This window comes from Pseudomonas sp. 44 R 15 (genome assembly GCF_900004965.1).
GTDB classification, from domain to species: Bacteria; Pseudomonadota; Gammaproteobacteria; order Pseudomonadales; family Pseudomonadaceae; genus Aquipseudomonas; species Aquipseudomonas orientalis_A.
In genome coordinates this window covers 33,709-53,908 of sequence record NZ_CVTU01000064.1, presented here as the reverse complement: position 1 = coordinate 53,908, position 20,200 = coordinate 33,709, and the positions used below count along the sequence as shown (strand labels likewise).

Genomic DNA, 20,200 nt, shown 5'->3' with positions numbered 1-20,200 from the left:
CAAGCACTACCCCCTGCTGGCTATAGTCCCTTCCAGAGTTTTTCGCGGATGTTGCGCTTCGGGTGAAGGTGGCCCGGTTGTCGCTCGGCATTGGAATCGTTGTATCCCGGCCGTTACATGCATCTTCCGAAAGAGCTCACTGCCATAACAATAAAATGCACATGGAGTAGCGTCGATGACCTCAGTAAACCAGTTCTGGCGCCGGGCACGTCTGCCCCTGGCCGTCAGTCTCGCTTCTACGCTCGCCGGGCCCGCATTCGGCGTCAGTTTCAACATTGGTGAAATCGAAGGGAGTTTTGACTCATCCCTGTCGGTAGGCGCCAGTTGGAGCACGTCCAAGGCCAATCGCGACCTGATCGGCGCCAACAACGGCGGCAGGGGCCTGTCCCAGACCTCCGATGACGGCCACCTGAACTTCAAGCGCGGAGAAACCTTTTCGAAGATCTTCAAGGGCATCCACGACCTGGAACTGAAGTACGGCGACACCGGTGTGTTTGTGCGTGGCAAGTACTGGTACGACTTTGAACTCAAGGACGAAAGCCGTCCGTTCAAGGACATCAGCGACAACAACCGCAAGGAAGGCGCCAAGTCTTCCGGCGGGCAGATCCTCGATGCGTTCGTCTACCACAACTATTCGATCGCCGACGCGCCGGGTTCCGTGCGTTTCGGCAAGCAGGTCGTGAGCTGGGGCGAGAGTACCTTCATTGGCGGCGGTATCAACTCGATCAACCCGATCGACGTGTCGGCGTTTCGTCGTCCGGGGGCCGAGATCAAGGAAGGCCTGATTCCGGTCAACATGTTCTACGTGTCGCAGACGCTGACCGATAACTTGTCGGCCGAGGCGTTTTACCAGTTGGAATGGGACCAGACCGTCACCGACAACTGCGGCACCTTCTTCTCGCAGCCGGACGTGATTTCCGACGGCTGCAGCAACAACCTGCGGGTACTGAACAAGCGCTCGACCATCCCTGCCGCAGCGCTGCCGACCCTGGGTGCGCTGGGTGTGGACGTCAACAGCGAAGGCGTACTCGTGCGCCGTGGCCCGGACCGTGATGCCCGCGACAGCGGCCAGTTCGGCGTGGCCATGCACTATAACTTCGAGCCGCTGGATACCGAATTCGGCGCCTACTTCATGAACTACCACAGCCGTGCGCCGATCTTCAGCGCACAGGGCGCGCCATCGGCAGCCTACACCCGTCCGCTGGGCCCGCTGGGGGCATTGCGTCCGCTGATCGTGGCGGGCAGTTCGAACTACTTCGTCGAGTATCCGGAAGATATCCGCCTCTACGGTCTGAGTTTCTCCACCACATTGCCCACCGGCACCGCGTGGAGCGGTGAGTTGAGCTACCGGCCGAATGCGCCGGTGCAGTTGAGCACCACCGACATTCTGTTCGCCGGTGTCACGCCGATCCCGGGCTTTGGCAATGCGTCCGTGCTCAAGGGCACGCCGGGCCAGGACCTGCACGGTTACAACCGCAAGGAAGTGACCCAGTTCCAGACCACCTTCACGCACTTCTTCGACCAGGTGATGGGCGCCAGCCGCCTGACCACTGTCGGTGAAATCGGCGTGACCCATGTGGGTGGCCTGGAAAGCAAATCCCAGGCCCGCTATGGCCGCGACCCGGTCTTTGGCCCTGGCAGCTTGCCAGGTGGGTTCTGCAACGCCCTCAACAATTCAACCGCAACCGGTGCGGGCCTGCCCAACGCAGCCGGCCTGAACACCAACTGCAACAACGACGGCTACACCACCGCAACGTCCTGGGGCTACCGCGCCCGTGCCATCTGGGAATACCCGGACGTGTTCGCCGGCGTCAACCTCAAGCCCAACGTGGCCTGGTCCCATGACGTCAAAGGTTACTCGCCAGGCCCCGGCGGCAACTTCGAAGAGGGGCGCAAGGCGGTCAGCCTGGGCCTGGATGCCGAATACCAGAACACCTACACCGCCAGCCTGGCCTACACCAACTTCTTTGGTGGCAAGTTCAGCACGGTGAATGACCGCGATTTCGTCGCCCTGAGCTTCGGCGCCAACTTCTAAGCACACTCTTTTCAAGTGGTATGTATTCAGGAAGTCCAGAACATGAAAATAACTAAAAGTCTGTTGCACGTGGGTGTGCTTGGGCTGTCGATCCTGGCGAGCAACGTCATGGCGGCGGTGTCGGCGGATGAAGCCGCCAAGCTGGGCACCAGCCTGACCCCGATGGGCGCCGAAATGGCCGGGAACGCGGCCGGTACCATCCCCAAATGGTCACCGATGCCGGTGAACGCAGGGGCGGTGGATGCCAAGGGTTTCCTGGCCAACCCGTACGCCAGCGAACAACCGCAGTTCACCATCACCGCGCAGAACGTCGAGCAATACAAAGACAAACTGGCCCCCGGGCAGTACGCGATGTTCAAGCGTTACCCGGACAGCTTCAAGATGCCGGTGTACCCGACTCATCGCGGCGCCACGGTGCCGGCTGACGTGTTCGCCTCCATCAAGAAAAACGCCACCACGACCAACCTGGTGTCCGGCGGCAACGGCCTGGAAAACTTCGAGACGGCGGTGCCGTTCCCGATTCCGAAAAGCGGCGTCGAGGTGATCTGGAACCACATCACCCGTTATCGCGGCGGTAGCGTCACGCGCCTGGTGACCCAGGCCACCCCGCAAACCAACGGTTCCTACAGCCTGGTGTACTTCCGCGACCAATTCGTGTTCCGCGACAAAATGAAGGACTTCGACCCGAAAAACCCCGGCAACGTACTGTTCTACTTCAAGCAGCAAGTCACCGCGCCGGCGCGTCTGGCCGGTGGTGTGCTGCTGGTGCACGAGACCCTGGACCAGGTCAAGGAACCGCGTTCGGCGTGGGTCTACAACGCCGGGCAACGCCGCGTGCGCCGGGCGCCGCAGGTGTCCTATGACGGGCCGGGCACGGCCGCCGATGGCCTGCGCACCTCCGACAACCTCGACATGTACAACGGCGCGCCGGACCGCTACGACTGGAAACTGGAAGGCAAGAAGGAAATCTACATCGCCGCCAACAGCTACAAGATCGACGATCCGAAGTTGAAATACGCCGACATCATCAAGGCCGGCCACATCAACCAGGACCTGACGCGCTACGAGCTGCGCCGCGTCTGGCATGTGGTCGCGACCTTGAAGGAAGGCCAGCGCCACATCTATGCCAAACGTGACTTCTACATCGACGAGGACACCTGGCAAGCTGCGGTGATCGACCATTACGACGGCCGTGGCCAACTGTGGCGCGTCGCCGAAGCCCATGCCGAGAACTACTACGACAAGCAAGTGCCGTGGTATGCCCTGGAAACCCTCTACGACTTGCAGTCCGGCCGCTACCTGGCCCTGGGCATGAAGAACGAAGAGAAGCAGGCGTATGACTTCGGCTTCACCGCCACCACCAGCGACTTCACCCCGGCAGCCCTGCGCCAGGACGGCGTTCGCTAACCTGCGCTGATCCTCAAATGTGGGAGGGGGCTTGCCCCCGATAGCGGCGCGACAGTCGATGCATGTATTGACTGACCCACCGCCATCGGGAGCAAGCTCCCTCCCACATTTTGTTTGGGGTGTCTGTAGCGATATTTTTTGTCGCAGTTCTTTTTCAGACATTTGTTGCAAAGATCTACAATCCCGCCGCTTTTACCGCTAGTCTGCGGACATCTGCAATGCCGACAACAGCCTTCTACAAGAGCCCGGCGATGACTGATCTGTCCCGAATCCAGGGGCCTGCCGGCGCGGTAATTCCAAGCCTGGGAGGCCGTTTCTACAGGCCGCCGTTGCCCGACGGTTACGTGCTGCGCCCACGCCTGTGCGAACGCCTGGGCGCCGGCCTGGAAGGACGGCTGTTGCTGGTCAGCGCGCCGGCGGGGTTCGGCAAGAGTTCCCTGGCGGTCGAGTTCTGCCAGAGCCTGCCGGCCCACTGGCAAAACCTGTGGCTGGGCCTGAGCCCGCGGGACAACGACCCTGGCCGTTTTCTCGAGCGCCTGCTCGAAGGCTTGCGCGCGTATTTCCCGCAACTGGGTGCCCAGTCCCTGGGCTTGCTGAAAATGCGTCAGCGTCACCAACCCTTCGCCTTTGAAGAATGGCTCGATGGCCTGCTCGATGAGCTGACGGTGCATTTGTCTGTCCACGCGCCGCTGCTGCTGGTGCTCGATGACTACCATTTGGCCCAGGGGCCGGTGCTGGACCGTTGCCTGCAGTTTTTCCTCAATCATTTGCCCGATGGCCTGGTGATGCTGGTTACCAGCCGCCAGCGTCCGGACTGGCACCTGGCGCGCCTGCGCCTGTCGCGGCACCTGCTGGAATTGCATGAGCAGGACCTGCGCCTGACCCATGACGAATCCCTGGCCGTGCTGCACCGGCACAGCAGTTCGCTGCGCGGTGAGGCTCTGGAGAACCTGATCCGTCGCAGTGAGGGCTGGGTCGCCGGCCTGCGCTTCTGGCTGCTGGCGGCCTCCGAAGCCGGCAGCGACGGTGCCTTGCCCCAGGGCCTGAACGGCGGCGAAGGGCTGATTCGCGATTATTTGCTGGAAGAGGTCATCGACTGCCTGCCTGCGCAGGTGCAGGCGTTTCTGTATGACACCGCGCCCCAGGAGCGTTTCTGCGGCGAGCTGTGCGACGCGATCCGCGAGGCCCATGACAGCCCGGAAATCCTGCGCTACCTGCAGGCCCACCAGGTATTTCTGGTGCCGTTGGATGAACAGGGCCACTGGTACCGTTATCACCATTTGTTTTCCGACCTGCTGCGCGCGCGCCGCGAGAAGAGCGCCACCTTGCCCCTGGCCAGTCTGCACCTGCGGGCCTGTCGCTGGTTCAACGCCCAGGGCCTGATTGATGAGGCGGTGGAGCAGGCGCTGCGGGCCGGTCACCTGGATGTGGCGGCGAACCTGGTGCAGAACCTGTCCGAGGAGCAACTGCTGGCGGAACAGAATGTCGGCATGTTGCTGCGCTGGAAAATGGACTTGCCCGACAGCCTGTTGATCAGCACGCCGCGCTTGATCGTGCTCTACAGTTGGGCGCTGGGGTTGGCGTGCCAGTTGGACGCGGCGCAGGAATTATCCAGCTACCTCAGCCGCTTCCTGCCGGCGCCGTCGGCCACCGCGCAGAAATCCATGCTGGCCCAATGGCTGGCACTGAGCGGGATCATCGCCCGCGGGCGAGGGGACCGCGAATTGACCCAGCGCTATTGCAGCGAGGCCCTGGAAAGCCTGCCGCACAAGCGTTATGGCCAGCGCCTGATGTGCCTGTCGACCTTGTCCAACCTGGCGATCGTCGATGCCGATCTCTGGCGTGCCCGTGGCCTGAATCGTGAGTCCCTGGAATTGGCGCAGCGTGTCGGTAACCCGCTGTTTGAAGCCCTGGCCCATTACGACCGCGCCCGGGTGCTGCAGGCGCGCGGCGAGGTCCTGCGTGCCCTGGACGAAGTGCGCCAGGGCCTGCAGCGCCTGCACGGGCTGGCGGCTCAGCGGCTGTATGCCGTGCGCGCGCGATTGTCGCTCTATGAAGGTTTCCTGTTGCTGCTGCGTTACCAGCCCGAAGCCGGCCTTGCGCGGTTGCGCGCCGGCCTGACTGAAGCCCGCGCCTGCCGGGATATCAGCGTGCTGATCGGACATTGTGTGATCGCCAGCTTCGAAGGCCGGCGTGGCGATTTTTCCACGGCCTTTGCCGAACTGGCCGAGGCTGAACGCCTGATGCACATCTGGGACGTGCCGCCGATCTACTACCTGGCGATGATCACCCTGATCAAATGCGAGCTGTGGCTGGCCCAGGGCCGTACCGACCTGGCCGAGGCCTGGCTGGCCCGGCTGGGACAGACCTACACCGGTGAGCAGGCCGCCGCCGCACCGGAGTTTCACCCGCACTTGCCGCAACATGTGGAGCTGCAACAGGCCGCGCTGGATGCCATTCGCCAACAGCCCGACAAGGCGCTGCAACGGCTTGAGGACGTGGCGCAACAGGCGCTCAACAGCGGTCGCCAGATAATCGCCCTGATCGCCCTGGCCCAGCAGGCGCATTTGTTGCTGGCGTGTGGTCAGCAAACCAGGGCCGGGTTGGTGCTGGCCCGCGCCCTCGAAGCCGGCACCGGGGGCGCACTGCAACCGTTCCAGCGGTTGCTGGAGCAATACCCGCAGTGGATGCGCGAGCAGTTGGGCAAGCATCCACACGTTCTGCTGAACCAGGCCTTGCTGGCGTTGCTACCGGCAGTCACCTGTGTTGAAAGCGCGCCTCATCATGAAACCCTGAGCACACGTGAGCTGGCGGTACTGCAACTGATCGCCCAGGGCTGTTCCAACCAGGAGATCAGCAACCAGCTGTTCATTTCCCTGCACACCGTGAAAACCCACGCCAGCCATATCAACAGCAAGCTCGGCGTGGAGCGCCGTACCCAGGCGGTGGCGCGGGCCAAGTCGATGGGACTGTTGGGCTGATGGCGCTGCGCATTGTGCATCGTTTAATTAAACGATCCACCGCTGTCGGGAGCACGTACCTCCCGAACCTGAATGATCCATGGCCTGGCTCCGGTTTGCGCCTCGCTCACGGAATTTTTACCGTTTGTCGTGTTCTAAACCCGGCACAGGTCCGTTGTCCACGTCCTCTGCATCACCGAATGCAAAAGTAGGAGCTTCCTTCATGTTCACTCCGCGTCGTCTGCTTGTTGTTGCTACCGCCGTAGCCCTTTTATCCGGCTGCGCTTCACCTAATCCTTATGATGGCAGCCAGGGACAGGCCGGCAATGGTTCCGAGAGCGGCATGAGCAAGACCGCCAAGTACGGCGGCCTCGGCGCGCTGGCCGGGGCATTGGCCGGTGCGGCCATCGACCATAACAACCGTGGCAAGGGCGCGCTGATTGGCGCAGTGGTCGCGGGCGCCGGCGCTGCAGGCTATGGCTACTACGCCGACCAGCAAGAGAAAAAACTGCGCGAAAGCATGGCCAATACCGGCGTTGAAGTGCAACGCCAGGGTGACCAGATCAAGTTGATCATGCCCGGCAATATCACCTTCGCCACCAACTCCGACGCTATCGCCAGCAGCTTCTACCAGCCGTTGAACAACCTGGCCAACTCCCTCAAGCAGTTCAACCAGAACACCATCCAGATCGTTGGCTACACCGACAGCACCGGCAGTCGCCAGTTGAACATGGACCTGTCCCAGCGCCGTGCGCAGAGCGTGGCCAACTACCTGACTTCCCAAGGCGTCAGTGCCGCCAACCTGAGCGCACGCGGTGCCGGCCCGGATAATCCGATTGCCAGTAACGCCGACGTCAATGGTCGTGCCCAGAACCGTCGTGTAGAAGTGAACCTTGGTCCGATCCCGGGCCAGCAGTACGGCCAGCCGGGCGCCCAGCAACAGGCGCCGCAGCAGAACAACCAGTTCCAGGGCAACCCGTACTCGCAATACCAGTAAACAACCGATACAAAAAAGGGCGCCGTGCAGTCAATGCACGGCGCCCTTTTTCATGGCTGACGGTTACATGGATCGTTCCCACGCAGAGCGTGGGAACGATCACCTGGGCACTGACGGTTACATCAGTCGATGTATTCGAACACCTTCACGATTTTCTGCACACCCGACACGCCCTGTACCAGGTTGGCCGCGCGAGTGGCTTCAGCCTGGGTCAGCAGGCCCATCATGTAGACGATGCCGTTGTCGGTGACGATCTTGATGCGCGAGCCCGGCACGGCGCTGTCGGTAAGCATCTGCGCCTTGATCTTGGTGGTCAGCAACGCATCGTTGCTGATCGCCAGCAGGGTGATCGGGTCCATGACCTGCAGTTCGTTGTGCACCTTCTTGACCCGCTGCACCGTCGAGGCAGCCTGTTCGGCCTGGGCCTTGAGCTCTTCGCGCGGAGTCTGGCCGGCCAGCAGCACGACGCCGTTGAAGCTGGTCACGACGATGCGCGATGCGCCATTACCCAGGTCCGTGGCCGCTTTGGCGACGTTGACCTTGACCTTGGTTTCGATCAGCGAGTCATCGATGGTGCTGCCGAATGTGCGTGTGCCCCGGTCGTCCTGGATGGGGGTGTCCCGTGTTGCGGTGATTGCCGTGCTGCAACCGCTGATGGCAAGGCACAGCGTGATGGCCAAAAGGCTAAGGCGGTTAACGGTCATTCTTCACTCCCGAACAGTTGGCTGTCGATCAGATCGCACAGGCAGTGGATCGCCAGCAGGTGGACTTCTTGAATGCGTGCAGTGACATTGGCCGGGACGCGAATCTCCACGTCCTCAGGCAGCAGCAATGAGGCCATGCCGCCGCCGTCGCGCCCGGTCAAGGCTACGACAATCATTTCGCGATCATGTGCGGCCTGGATCGCTTGAATGATGTTCGCCGAGTTGCCGCTGGTGGAAATCGCCAGCAACACATCGCCCGGCTGGCCGAGGGCGCGGATCTGTTTGGAGAAGATTTCGTTGTAGCTGTAGTCGTTGGCGATCGAGGTGATCGTCGACGTGTCGGTGGTCAGGGCGATCGCCGGCAGGCTCGGGCGCTCGCGCTCGAAGCGGTTGAGCAGCTCGGAGGAAAAATGCTGGGCGTCACCGGCCGAGCCGCCGTTACCGCACGAAAGCATTTTGCCTTCGTTGAGCAAGGCATTGACCATGACCTGACTGGCTTGCTCGATGTGCGGTGCAAGTACGTCCATCGCCTGTTGCTTGGTGTCGATGCTGGCCTGGAAAAGCTGGCGAATTCGGGATTGCATGTCCATCTGTGTGACCTTAATTAGCGCGGCTGTTTGACACGGAAATGTGCAGCCCGCAAAGCAAAGAGCAAAAGTGTGTGGTGAAGGTGCCGGGTGAGTCAGCTGTCGAAGGCATCTTTGAGCCAGTTCAGATCAGCAGGGCCCGACGGTGTGCTTTCTATGGCAACCACATCGAAACGGCAGGGGGAATTGGCCCAGCGATGCTCTTTTAACAGGAAAAACTGCGCGGCGAGTATCAGCTTCTGACGCTTGCGCCCATCGATACTGGCGAGCGCGCCACCCCATTGTGCGTGTTTTCTGTAGCGGACTTCGACGAATACTACTGTATCGCCGTCAAGCATGACCAGATCAAGCTCACCGCGTTTACATAACCAGTTCTGCGCCAGAAGACGCAGACCCTGTTGCTGCAGGTAGCTCAATGCCTGGTGTTCGGCATCCTTGCCGCTTTGTGCGCTGGACCGCTCGGGCATCAGCGCGGGGTGTCCGGCAGGCGTTGGATTTCGCCGCCGACAAACTTCGCCCAAGGCATCTGGCGGTCAACGCGCTGGTTGGCGCCGATGCCCAGGTTACCGGAGAGACCGTCGACCCGGGTGTCCGGCAGCGCCTTGAGCTGGCCCAGGCGTGGCGCCAGGCGATAGGCATCGACGCCCATCGCGTAGAGCCGGCCCAGGCTGCCATTGGCTTGCGGCCATTGTGCGGCAACCTGGTTGCGCAGCGGGTCGGTGGTGTTGAGCAACCAAGGGGTTTCGCAGAACATCACGTTGGTCATGTCCAGGTACTGGTTGCGGTCGCCGCTGGCGCTGAATACGTGGGAAGTCGCGTAGACAGGCACATCACCGGCGTATTGGAAGTTCAGGGTCGGCTTGATCTGCTGGGCCAGTTGCGGGGTCACGGCCAGGAAGATGAACTCGATGTCCTGGCGACGCGACGGCTGGGCGGCAACGTCAGTACCGACGGTGCTTTGCAGGCTCTTGGCGCGGCCTTCGCTCTTGCGCAGCTGGAACAGGTCAGCGATCTGCTGGGCCAAAGCCACCGGCTGATCGACGTACTCGACGCCCATGACGGTGCCGCCGTTGGCTTCCCAATCCTGACGGAACGCTTTGTACACACGCTCGCCCCATTCGCCACGGGGCACCATGGCGGCGGCGCGGTGCAGGCCGTCGGCCCGGGCGCGGCGCGACACTTCACGGGCTTCGTCTTCAGCGGCCAGGCCGAACTGGAACAGTTGCGCCGGGCCTTGATCGGTTTCGCTGTAGTTCAGCGCCAGGGTGGTGATGGGGAGTTGCGGGCGAGCACTGAGCTGTTTGACCAGCGGCTTTTCCAGTGGGCCGACCACCAGTTGCACGCCGGCGGCCTGGGCCTTGGCGTAGAAGTCGTCGATGGAGGTCAGGCGCGAGCTGTCGTAAAACTCAATCACGGGCGGTTTCTGCCCGGCCTGTTCGGCCTGGTAGTGCGCGGCCATGAAGCCTTCACGCAACGCCTTGCCGACGGCCGCCAGGGCGCCTTCCTGCGGCAGCAACAGGGCGATCTTGTTGAGCGGCTGGCTGGCCAGTTCCTTGAGTTTGGTCAGCGGCGTCGGCAATTGCACCGCCGCCGGATGGCCCGGGTTGCGCGCACGCCAGGTGTCGATGGCGGTTTGCTGTTGTTCCAGTGTGCCGGCGCCCTTGACCGCCTGGGCCAGGGTGATCCAGCCGTCCAGCGTCGGGTTGCCGGTCGCTTGCAACTGCTCGGACGGCAGTGCGGCAATCAGCGCCCAGATCGCTTCGTGATTGTTGTTGGCCGCGTCGCCGCTGAGCAGAGGCGCCATGGCGACACGCTCGCGCGCCGCAGCCAGGGTCTGGCCGTCGGCTTCATAGGCGCGGGCATGCACGGTGCCGGTGCGGACCTGCTGATCGGCCGGCAGCTCCTTCAGGCTTTGCAGGCTGGGATGGTCCAACGCCGTCAAGGCAGCCTTGGGCTGGTTGCGGGTCATCGCCAGTTCCGCTGCCAGGGTGCTGGCAAATATCTGCCCGGCTGGCTTCAGCACATTCAGGGGCACCTGGGCCAGGATCTGCGAGGAACGGCCAGCATTGTTCTGCCGGTAGGCCAGGTCAGCCGCACTCAGGCGCAGCAATGCGGCCTTTTCCGGCGTGCTGGCGGCCGTGGCCTGTTCAAGCAATTGCTCGATACTGGCATCCGGGGTGCGTGGAAGGTCGCCAAGACTCGACGAGGGCGAGCTGGCGCAAGCGGCCAGCAAGGCAGCGAGGCAGAGGGCGGAGAGCAGCCGCAGGCAAGCGATCATGTAAGTGTTCCTGATACCGATCAAATTAGCGTGGAAGTGTACCCAAGCACTGGCTCAGGCGCGATGTTCGTGGCGTGAAACCGTGGATTTAGGTCGTGCAATTGTTGCCGGTTGCTAACAATGGCTGAAACGACATCCGCCGTGACGGCATATTTTCAGCGCGTCGACGCGCTACAATGTGGCTTTTGCCAATCATCGAGGTGTGCGTTTTGACTGCTCCAGGTCCTTTGAATTCCACTGCAGGCTCGCTTTTTGTCGTGGCGACGCCGATTGGCAACCTGGACGACATCAGTGCGCGGGCATTGAAGGTGTTGCGCGAGGTCAAATTGATCGCGGCGGAAGACACGCGGCACTCCCAACGGTTGATGCAGCATTTTGGTATCAGCACGCCACTGGCGGCGTGCCATGAACACAACGAGCGCGAGGAGGGCAGCCGTTTTATCACCCGTTTGCTGGCGGGTGATGATGTTGCGCTGATCTCCGATGCGGGCACGCCGCTGATTTCCGACCCCGGGTACCATCTGGTCCGCCAGGCGCGCGCCGCAGGTATCAATGTAGTGCCTGTTCCGGGAGCGTGCGCGCTGATTGCTGCATTATCTGCAGCCGGCTTGCCGTCGGACCGTTTTATCTTCGAAGGCTTCCTGCCCGCCAAGACCGTAGGGCGTCGCGCCCGTCTCCAGGCGTTGAAGGAAGAGCCGCGCACCCTGATTTTCTACGAAGCCCCGCACCGCATCCTGGAATGCCTGCAGGATATGGAGCTGGTGTTCGGCGGCGAGCGCCTGGCGCTGCTGGCGCGTGAGTTGACCAAGACCTTCGAGACCCTCAAGGGCCTGCCCCTGGAAGAGCTGCGCGGGTTTGTCGAAGGCGACAGCAATCAGCAGCGTGGCGAGTGCGTCGTGCTGGTGGCCGGCTGGACGGCTCCCGAGAGTGAGGACGCAGTCGGTAGCGAAGCCATGCGCATCCTCGATTTGCTGTTAAAGGAAATGCCGCTCAAGCGCGCCGCTGCCCTGGCGGCGGAAATTACCGGGGTGCGCAAGAATGTGTTGTATCAAGCCGCGCTCGATAAACAGAAAGCCGAATAGTTCCGGGGCCGGGCCGGTGTTTCGTCCGAACGTGATGGCAATGCTGCACTTTTAATACTTGTCCTGAAGCCGTCGTGCCGTTAACCTGCGCGGCGGAGAGTCGATTGGACAGTCGCTGCCTTCTATGAAAATTAGGGGGGGGAGGAAAGTCCGGGCTCCATAGGGCGAAGTGCCAGGTAATGCCTGGGAGGCGTGAGCCTACGGAAAGTGCCACAGAAAATAACCGCCTAAGCACTTCGGTGCCGGTAAGGGTGAAAAGGTGCGGTAAGAGCGCACCGCACGACTGGCAACAGTTCGTGGCTAGGTAAACCCCACTTGGAGCAAGACCAAATAGGGTCCCAAGGCGTGGCCCGCGCTGGGACCGGGTAGGTTGCTAAAGATGTCCAGTGATGGCCATCGTAGACGAATGACTGTTCAAGACAGAACCCGGCTTACAGATCGACTCTCCACCTTTTTTCCTTCCATCCGTACCTCGGGTGGAAACCGGTAGTAACGCAAGAATCCCTCCCTGCCAAATCATTGGCAGATGCGTCTTCGTAATACCAAAAAAATCTTACTCTTAATAAATTACTTTAACTTTGAGCCTCAGCTCTTTGAGTTGGCTGCGCTTGTTGAGTCAAAAACAACGCTGAAGTCGGGTTTCTCCTCTCTTTACGCTCGTAAATCTCCGTTCTGTAAGGCTTTTCCTTCTATCCGCGCCTTGACGGTGTGGTGGGCGCATTCCTATAGTGTGCGCAAGTGGCGGAAAGTGGCACAAAGTGGGTTTTTTGAACGTAAAACGCTAAAATTTGGAGAAACGCATCTGTGTTTCGCGGAGCTAACGCTATCAGTCTCGATGCAAAAGGCCGTCTCGCTATGCCGAGCCGGTATCGTGACGAGCTCATTTCGCGAAGTTCAGGGCAGTTAATCATCACGATTGACGCTGTTGACCCTTGTTTATGTGTTTACCCCCTCGATGAGTGGGAGTTGATCGAAACCAAGTTGCGCGCGCTGCCTTCATTGCGTGAAGAAAACCGCCGCCTGCAGCGTTTGCTGATCGGTAATGCCGTCGACCTTGAACTCGATGGCAGCGGTCGTTTCCTGGTGCCTCCGCGGTTGCGCGAATACGCCAGGCTCGACAAGCGCGCGATGCTGGTAGGCCAATTGAACAAGTTCCAATTGTGGGACGAAGATGCCTGGGATGCTGTTTCTGCAGCTGACCTGGCTGCTATTCAACAACCGGGCGCCATGCCTGATGAACTGCGTGATTTGATCCTGTGACTATTGATAGCGGCTTTAACCACATCACCGTACTGCTTGACGAAGCCGTTGAGGCTCTCGCCGTACGCGCGGATGGCTGCTATCTGGATGGCACCTTCGGCAGGGGCGGGCACAGTCGGTTGATACTCAGCCAGCTCGGGCCCAACGGTAAACTCCTCGGGTTCGACAAAGACCCTCAAGCGATTGCCACCGGGCAAGCGCTAGCGGCCGAAGACGGCCGCTTTGTCGTTGTGCAGCGCAGCTTTGCCGAGCTTGGCGCCGAAGTCGCCGAGCGCGGCATGGCGGGCAAGGTGGCCGGGGTTCTGCTCGACCTGGGCGTGTCTTCGCCGCAGCTCGATGACCCGGAGCGCGGCTTCAGCTTCATGAACGACGGCCCCCTCGACATGCGCATGGACCCGACGCGTGGCGTCAGCGCCGCGCAGTTCATCGCCACCGCGCCAGTCGAAGAAATCGCCCGGGTGTTCAAGGAATACGGTGAAGAACGCTTCGCCGGCCGCATGGCCCGCGCCGTGGTCGAGCGCCGCGAGATCCAGCCGTTCGAACGCACCGCCGACCTGGCCGAAGTGCTGAAAGTCGCCAATCCGGCCTGGGAGAAGGGCAAGAACCCGGCGACCCGTGCGTTCCAGGGCTTGCGCATTCACGTCAACAACGAATTGGGCGATCTGGAGGCCGGCCTCGAGGCTGCCCTCGAGGCGCTGGAAGTGGGCGGTCGCCTGGTGGTGATCAGTTTCCATTCCCTGGAAGACCGCATCGTCAAACTGTTCATGCGGCGTCTGGTCAAGGGCGAATCGGACAACCTGCCGCGCAACCTGCCGGTGCGTTTCGAAGCCTTTGTGCCGAAAATCAAAATCCATGGCAAAGCGCAGTTCGCCTCTGAAGCCGAACTCAAGGCCAACCCACGTTCCCGTAGCGCCGTCATGCGCGTCGCGGAGAAGTTGCGGTGAGCAAGCTTTTCGCCAAACCCCTGCCGGGCGGCAGCTTCTTTATGTTGCTGCTGTTTGTCGGCGTGCTGGTGTCCGCGATTGCGGTGTCCTACAGCGCGCATTGGAACCGTCAGTTGCTCAATACCCTCTATGGGGAATTGAGCGTGCGCGACAAGGCGCAGGCGGAATGGGGTCGGCTGATCCTGGAGCAAAGTACCTGGACGGCCCATAGCCGTATCGAAGTGCTGGCCACCGAACAGCTGAAAATGCACATTCCGGGCGCTGCCGACGTTCGCATGGTGGCGCCATGATGAAGCTCGAGGGCGCACTCTACCCATGGCGCTTCCGTCTGATGCTCGGCTTGCTGGCGTTGATGGTAGGCGCGATCGTCTGGCGGATCTTCGACCTGCAGGTGGTCGACCGTGACTTCCTGATCGGCCAGGGCGACGCCCGCAGCCTGCGACATATTCCGATTCCCGCGCACCGCGGCCTTATCACCGACCGTAACGGCGAGCCCCTGGCCGTGAGTACGCCGGTGACCACCCTGTGGGCCAACGCCAAGGAATTGCAGGTGGCCAAGGACAAGTGGCCCGAACTCGCCGCTGCCCTGGGGCAGGATCGCAAAGCCCTGACCGAGCGCCTGGAAGCCCAGGCCAATAAAGAATTCATCTACCTGGTTCGCGGGCTCACCCCTGAGCAGGGTCAGCAAGTGCTCGACCTTAAAATTCCCGGTGTCTATGGCATCGAGGAATTTCGTCGTTTCTACCCGGCCGGGGAAACCACTGCGCACATGGTCGGTTTTACCGATATCGATGACCATGGCCGCGAAGGGGTCGAGTTGGCCTACGACGAATGGCTGGCCGGGGTTCCGGGCAAGCGCCAGGTCATCAAGGACCGGCGCGGCAGACTGATCAAGGATGTACAGGTCACCAAGAACGCCAAGGCCGGCAAGCCCTTGGCGTTGTCGATTGACTTGCGCCTGCAGTACCTGGCCAACCGTGAGCTGCGTAACGCGATCATCGAGAACGGCGCAAAAGCCGGCAGCCTGGTGATCATGGACGTGAAGACCGGCGAGATCCTCGCCATGGTCAACCAGCCGACGTACAACCCGAACAACCGTCGCAACCTGCAACCGGCGATGATGCGCAACCGCGCCATGATCGACGTGTTCGAGCCGGGTTCGACCATGAAAGCCATCTCCATGAGCGCCGCCCTGGAAACCGGACGCTGGAAGCCCAGCGACAAGGTCGAGGTGTATCCAGGTACGTTGCAGTTGGGCAAATACACCATTCGTGACGTGTCCCGTACCGAGGGCCCGGTGCTGGACCTGACCGGCATCCTGATCAACTCCAGTAACGTGGGCATGAGCAAGGTCGCCTTTGATATCGGCGGCGAGACCATCTACCACCTGGCGCAAAAAATCGGCCTGGGTCAGCCCACCGGGCTCGACTTCCCCGGTGAGCGCGTAGGCAACCTGCCGAACTACCGCGACTGGAAAAAAGCCGAGACCGCCACGCTGTCCTACGGCTACGGCCTGTCGGTGACCGCGATCCAGCTGGCCCATGCTTTCTCTGTATTGGCCAATAACGGCCGCATGGTTCCGCTGAGCCTGATCCATGTCGACGAAGCGCCGAAAGCCACCCAGGTGATCCCGGAAAAAGTCGCCAAGACCATGCAAGGCATGCTGCAACAAGTGATCGAGGCGCCGCGTGGTGTATTCCGCGCCCAGGTGCCGGCTTATCACGTGGCCGGCAAGTCCGGTACTGCACGTAAAACCTCGGTCGGCACCAAGGGCTATGCGGAAAATTCCTATCGCTCGCTGTTCGCCGGTTTCGGCCCGATGAGCGACCCACGCTACGCCATCGTCGTGGTGATCGATGAGCCGAGCAAGGCCGGTTACTTCGGTGGCCTGGTCTCGGCGCCGGTGTTCAGCAAAGTCATGTCCGGCACCCTGCGCCTGATGAACATCACGCCGGACAATCTGCCGCCGACCCAGCAAGCGAACGCCGCACCGCCGGTAGCCGCTGTAAAAGCCAATGGAGGGCGCGGCTGATGTCTCTTAGCCTGAACAAGATTTTTGCCCACGCCGGCCGCGATCTGTTGATCCGCGAGTTGAGCCTGGACAGCCGCACGGTACGCGCCGGTGACTTGTTCCTGGCGGTGCCTGGTGGCAAATTCGATGGCCGTGCGCACATCGCCGATGCCCTGCAGCGTGGCGCTGCCGCCGTGGCCTATGAAGTGGATGGCGCCACTGTGCTGCCAATCACCGATGTGCCGTTGATTCCGGTGAAGAACCTGGCCGCCCAGCTGTCCGACATCGCCGGGCGCTTCTATGGCGAGCCGAGCCGCCACCTCAACCTGGTGGGCGTAACCGGCACCAACGGCAAGACCAGCGTCACTCAGTTGGTCGCCCAGGCGCTTGACCTGCTGGGCCAGCATTGCGGCATCGTCGGTACCCTGGGCACCGGCTTTTATGGCGCGTTGCAAAGCGGCCTGCACACCACGCCGAACCCGATTGCCGTGCAGGCGACCCTGGCCGACCTGAAAAAGGCCGGTGCCAGGGCGGTTGCCATGGAAGTCTCGTCCCATGGCCTGGACCAGGGCCGCGTGACGGCGTTGGCGTTTGATGTGGCCGTGATGACCAACCTGTCCCGGGATCATCTGGACTACCACGGCACCATGGAGGCGTACGCCGCCGCCAAGGCCAAGCTGTTCGCCTGGAATGATCTGAAATGCCGGGTGGTCAACCTCGACGACGCGTTTGGCCGCCAGCTGGCTGCCCAAGACAGCGAAGCGCGCCTGATCAGCTACAGCCTGGAAGATTCCAGCGCCTACCTGTATTGCCGTGAGGCCCAATTCAATGACGAAGGCGTGCGCGCTACGTTGGTTACGCCTCAGGGCGAACACCATTTGCGCAGCACCTTGCTCGGTCGCTTCAACCTGAGCAACGTGCTCGCCGCTATCGGCGCGCTGCTCGGCCTGGATTACGCCCTCGACGAAATCCTCAAGGTGTTGCCGAAGCTGGAAGGCCCGGCCGGTCGCATGCAGCGCCTGGGTGGCGGCACACAACCGCTGGTGGTGGTCGACTACGCTCACACCCCTGACGCCCTGGAAAAAGTCCTGCTGGCGCTGCGCCCCCATGCCAAGGGCAAGCTGTTGTGCCTGTTCGGCTGCGGCGGCGACCGCGATCGCGGCAAGCGTCCGTTAATGGCCGAGATTGTCGAGCGCCTGGCTGACGGCGTGCTGGTGACCGACGACAACCCGCGCAGCGAAGAACCGGGGCGGATTTTCGACGATATCCGCCAAGGCTTCAAAGACACCGCCAACGTCACCTTCGTGGCCGGTCGCGGCACCGCCATCGCGCAATTGATCGCCAGCGCCAGCGCGGATGACGTGGTCGTGCTGGCCGGCAAGGGGCATGAGGATTACCAGGAAATCAACGGCGAGCGCCATGCCTTTTCCGATCTGGTCGAGGCGGATCGCGCCTTGACTGCCTGGGAGGTCGCCCATGCTTAAGGCGATGACATTCAGCGAACTGGCCCAGGCGTTGTCCGCCCGCGTGCTGTCCAGCGATTGCACGTTCGACGGCGTCAGTATCGACAGTCGCAACATCAAGCCGGGCCAGTTGTTCGTCGCCCTCGCAGGCCCGCGCTTCGATGGCCACGACTACCTTAACGAAGTCGCCGCCAAAGGCGCCGTGGGTGCCCTGGTGCAACGCGAAGTGGCGCACGCCACCTTGCCTCAGCTGCTGGTTGCCGATACCCGCCTGGCCCTGGGCCAACTGGGCGCGCTGAACCGCGCCGCCTTCGACAAGCCGGTTGCCGCCGTCACCGGTTCCAGTGGCAAGACCACCGTCAAAGAGCTGTTGGCCGGTGTACTGCGCACGCGCGGGCCGGTGCTCGCTACCCGTGGCAACCTGAACAATGATTTCGGCGCACCGCTGACCCTGCTCGAACTGGCCCCGGAACACACGGCGGCGGTGATCGAGCTGGGCGCTTCACGCATCGGCGAGATTGCCTACACCGTGGCGCTGACCCAGCCTCACGTCGCCATTATCAATAACGCCGGCACCGCCCACGTCGGTGAGTTCGGTGGCCCGGAAAAAATCGTCGAAGCCAAGGGTGAAATCCTTGAAGGCCTCGACGCTTCGGGCACTGCTGTACTGAATCTGGATGACAAGGCTTTTGAGACCTGGCGTGCACGTGCCGCCGGTCGCAGGGTGCTGACGTTCGCCGTGCTGAACGCCGCGGCCGATTTCCACGCCTCCAACATTACCGTCGATGCACGGGGTTGCCCGTCCTTCACCTTGCACACGCCACAAGGCAATGAGCACGTGCAACTGAACCTGCTGGGCAACCATAACGTCGCCAACGCCCTGGCCGCCGCCGCTGCCGCTTACGCCCTGGGCGTGTCGCTGTTCGGCATCGCCACAGGCCTGGGCGCGGTGCAGCCGGTCAAGGGGCGCACCGTGGCGCAATTGGCCAGTAACGGCATGCGCGTGATCGATGACACCTACAACGCCAACCCGTCTTCCATCAATGCCGCCGTGGACCTGCTCAACGGCTTCGATGGGCGCAAAGTGCTGGTACTGGGCGATATCGGCGAACTGGGCGACTGGGCCGAGCAAGGCCACCGCGAAGTCGGCGCCTATGCCGCCGGTAAAGTCGACGCGCTCTACGCGGTTGGCCCGAACATGGCTCACGCGGTAGACGCCTTCGGCCCCGGCGCGCGCCATTTCGCGACCCAGGCCGAATTGATCCAGGCGTTGACTGCGGCCGAGCACGACAAACACACAACCATTTTGATCAAGGGATCGCGCAGCGCGGTGATGGAAAACGTCGTCGCAGCCTTGTGTGGCTCAAGTACGGAGAAACATTAATGCTGCTGCTGCTGGCTGAGTATCTGCAACAGTTCCACAAAGGCTTCGCGGTCTTTCAGTACCTGACCCTGCGCGGGATCCTGGGTGTGCTGACCGCGCTGTGTTTGTCGCTGTTCCTGGGGCCGTGGATGATCCGCACCCTGCAGAACCTGCAAATTGGTCAATCGGTTCGCAATGACGGCCCGCAGTCGCACCTGTCCAAGTCCGGCACCCCGACCATGGGCGGTGCGTTGATCCTGTCGTCCATCGGCGTCAGCACCCTGCTCTGGGCGGACCTGCATAACCGCTATGTGTGGGTGGTGCTGCTGGTGACCCTGCTGTTCGGCGCCATCGGCTGGGTGGATGACTACCGCAAAGTGATCGAGAAAAACTCCAAGGGCCTGCCAAGCCGCTGGAAGTATTTCTGGCAATCGGTATTCGGCCTGGCGGCGGCGATCTTCCTCTACACCACCGCGCCTAGCGCTGTGGAAACCACCCTGATCATCCCGATGCTCAAGGACGCCAGCATTCCACTGGGCATCGGCTTTGTGGTGCTGACCTATTTCGTGATTGTCGGCTCCAGCAACGCGGTGAACCTGACCGACGGCCTCGACGGCCTGGCGATCATGCCGACGGTGATGGTGGGCGGCGCGCTCGGCATCTTCTGCTACCTGTCGGGTAACGTGAAATTCGCTGAATACTTGCTGATTCCCTATGTGCCGGGCGCGGGCGAGTTGATCGTGTTCTGCGGCGCGCTGATCGGTGCCGGCCTGGGGTTCCTGTGGTTCAACACCTACCCGGCGCAAGTGTTCATGGGCGACGTCGGCGCACTGGCGCTGGGCGCGGCACTGGGCACCATCGCGGTGATCGTGCGCCAGGAAATCGTGCTGTTCATCATGGGCGGTGTGTTCGTGATGGAAACCCTGTCGGTGGTCATCCAGGTGGCCTCCTTCAAACTGACCGGGCGCCGCGTATTTCGCATGGCGCCGATTCACCACCACTTTGAACTCAAGGGCTGGCCCGAGCCACGCGTGATCGTCCGTTTCTGGATCATCACCGTGATTCTGGTACTGGTCGGCCTTGCCACCCTGAAACTGAGGTAGAAACGA

The 20,200-nt window shown here is 61.9% G+C and carries 16 protein-coding genes and 1 other RNA gene; 13 read left to right on the top strand and 4 right to left on the bottom strand.

Annotated elements, in window-relative coordinates; genetic code table 11:
* The first annotated feature begins 175 nt into the window (after positions 1-175).
* The 4 genes from BFP93_RS07490 (at position 176) to BFP93_RS07475 (ending at position 7,399) form a co-directional block, all read left to right on the top strand.
* Complete coding sequence (locus BFP93_RS07490; RefSeq protein WP_065892624.1) at positions 176-2,035, top strand: DUF1302 domain-containing protein; 1,860 nt, start codon at positions 176-178, stop codon at positions 2,033-2,035.
* 42 nt (positions 2,036-2,077) lie between these two features.
* Entirely contained in the window at positions 2,078-3,442 is a 1,365-nt protein-coding gene (locus BFP93_RS07485; RefSeq protein ID WP_065885816.1) for a DUF1329 domain-containing protein, read from the top strand.
* 251 nt (positions 3,443-3,693) lie between these two features.
* The gene (locus BFP93_RS07480) at positions 3,694-6,423 is read left to right on the top strand and encodes a LuxR C-terminal-related transcriptional regulator (protein WP_065892623.1); all 2,730 of its coding nucleotides are present in this window, start codon (positions 3,694-3,696) and stop codon (positions 6,421-6,423) included.
* A 202-nt stretch (positions 6,424-6,625) separates the two neighbouring features.
* Positions 6,626-7,399, top strand: coding sequence for an OmpA family protein (locus tag BFP93_RS07475; protein ID WP_065885818.1), 774 nt, complete (start codon positions 6,626-6,628; stop codon positions 7,397-7,399).
* Positions 7,400-7,521: 122 nt separating this feature from the next.
* Here BFP93_RS07475 and BFP93_RS07470 read toward each other — a convergent pair whose 3' ends face one another.
* From BFP93_RS07470 to BFP93_RS07455, 4 genes are all read right to left on the bottom strand, one after another.
* Positions 7,522-8,103 carry a BON domain-containing protein gene (locus tag BFP93_RS07470; protein ID WP_065885819.1) on the bottom strand — a complete coding sequence of 194 codons (582 nt, stop codon included), beginning with the start codon at positions 8,101-8,103 and terminating at the stop codon, positions 7,522-7,524.
* Complete coding sequence (locus BFP93_RS07465; protein WP_003216190.1) at positions 8,100-8,693, bottom strand: phosphoheptose isomerase; 594 nt, start codon at positions 8,691-8,693, stop codon at positions 8,100-8,102. The genes BFP93_RS07470 and BFP93_RS07465 overlap by 4 nt, the downstream gene beginning before the upstream one ends.
* A 92-nt stretch (positions 8,694-8,785) precedes the next feature.
* On the bottom strand, positions 8,786-9,157 hold the full coding sequence (locus tag BFP93_RS07460; protein WP_065892622.1) for a YraN family protein: 372 nt from the start codon (positions 9,155-9,157) through the stop codon (positions 8,786-8,788).
* Entirely contained in the window at positions 9,157-10,968 is a 1,812-nt protein-coding gene (locus BFP93_RS07455; RefSeq protein WP_065892621.1) for a penicillin-binding protein activator, read from the bottom strand. The genes BFP93_RS07460 and BFP93_RS07455 overlap by 1 nt, the downstream gene beginning before the upstream one ends.
* 176 nt (positions 10,969-11,144) lie before the next feature.
* On the opposite strand from BFP93_RS07455, the gene rsmI reads away from it, so the two are divergent.
* From rsmI to mraY, 9 genes are all read left to right on the top strand, one after another.
* The gene (rsmI, locus tag BFP93_RS07450) at positions 11,145-12,050 is read left to right on the top strand and encodes a 16S rRNA (cytidine(1402)-2'-O)-methyltransferase (protein ID WP_163001701.1); all 906 of its coding nucleotides are present in this window, start codon (positions 11,145-11,147) and stop codon (positions 12,048-12,050) included.
* 96 nt (positions 12,051-12,146) lie between these two features.
* An RNA gene (gene rnpB / locus BFP93_RS07445) (RNase P RNA component class A) lies at positions 12,147-12,500 on the top strand.
* Between the two features lie 354 nt (positions 12,501-12,854).
* Positions 12,855-13,310 carry a division/cell wall cluster transcriptional repressor MraZ gene (mraZ, locus tag BFP93_RS07440; RefSeq protein WP_004371993.1) on the top strand — a complete coding sequence of 152 codons (456 nt, stop codon included), beginning with the start codon at positions 12,855-12,857 and terminating at the stop codon, positions 13,308-13,310.
* Positions 13,307-14,254, top strand: a complete 948-nt coding sequence (gene rsmH, locus BFP93_RS07435; protein ID WP_065892620.1) for a 16S rRNA (cytosine(1402)-N(4))-methyltransferase RsmH — start codon at positions 13,307-13,309, stop codon at positions 14,252-14,254. The genes mraZ and rsmH overlap by 4 nt, the downstream gene beginning before the upstream one ends.
* Positions 14,251-14,544, top strand: coding sequence for a cell division protein FtsL (gene ftsL, locus BFP93_RS07430; protein WP_057724615.1), 294 nt, complete (start codon positions 14,251-14,253; stop codon positions 14,542-14,544). The genes rsmH and ftsL overlap by 4 nt, the downstream gene beginning before the upstream one ends.
* Positions 14,544-16,286, top strand: a complete 1,743-nt coding sequence (locus BFP93_RS07425; protein ID WP_163001703.1) for a peptidoglycan D,D-transpeptidase FtsI family protein — start codon at positions 14,544-14,546, stop codon at positions 16,284-16,286. The genes ftsL and BFP93_RS07425 overlap by 1 nt, the downstream gene beginning before the upstream one ends.
* Positions 16,286-17,749 (top strand): UDP-N-acetylmuramoyl-L-alanyl-D-glutamate--2,6-diaminopimelate ligase, encoded by a 1,464-nt coding sequence (locus BFP93_RS07420; RefSeq protein WP_065892619.1) that lies wholly within the window; start codon positions 16,286-16,288, stop codon positions 17,747-17,749. Before BFP93_RS07425 ends, BFP93_RS07420 begins: the two co-directional genes overlap by 1 nt.
* Complete coding sequence (gene murF / locus BFP93_RS07415; RefSeq protein WP_065892618.1) at positions 17,742-19,112, top strand: UDP-N-acetylmuramoyl-tripeptide--D-alanyl-D-alanine ligase; 1,371 nt, start codon at positions 17,742-17,744, stop codon at positions 19,110-19,112. Before BFP93_RS07420 ends, murF begins: the two co-directional genes overlap by 8 nt.
* On the top strand, positions 19,112-20,194 hold the full coding sequence (gene mraY / locus BFP93_RS07410; protein ID WP_057724619.1) for a phospho-N-acetylmuramoyl-pentapeptide-transferase: 1,083 nt from the start codon (positions 19,112-19,114) through the stop codon (positions 20,192-20,194). The genes murF and mraY overlap by 1 nt, the downstream gene beginning before the upstream one ends.
* The last annotated feature ends 6 nt before the right edge of the window (positions 20,195-20,200 follow it).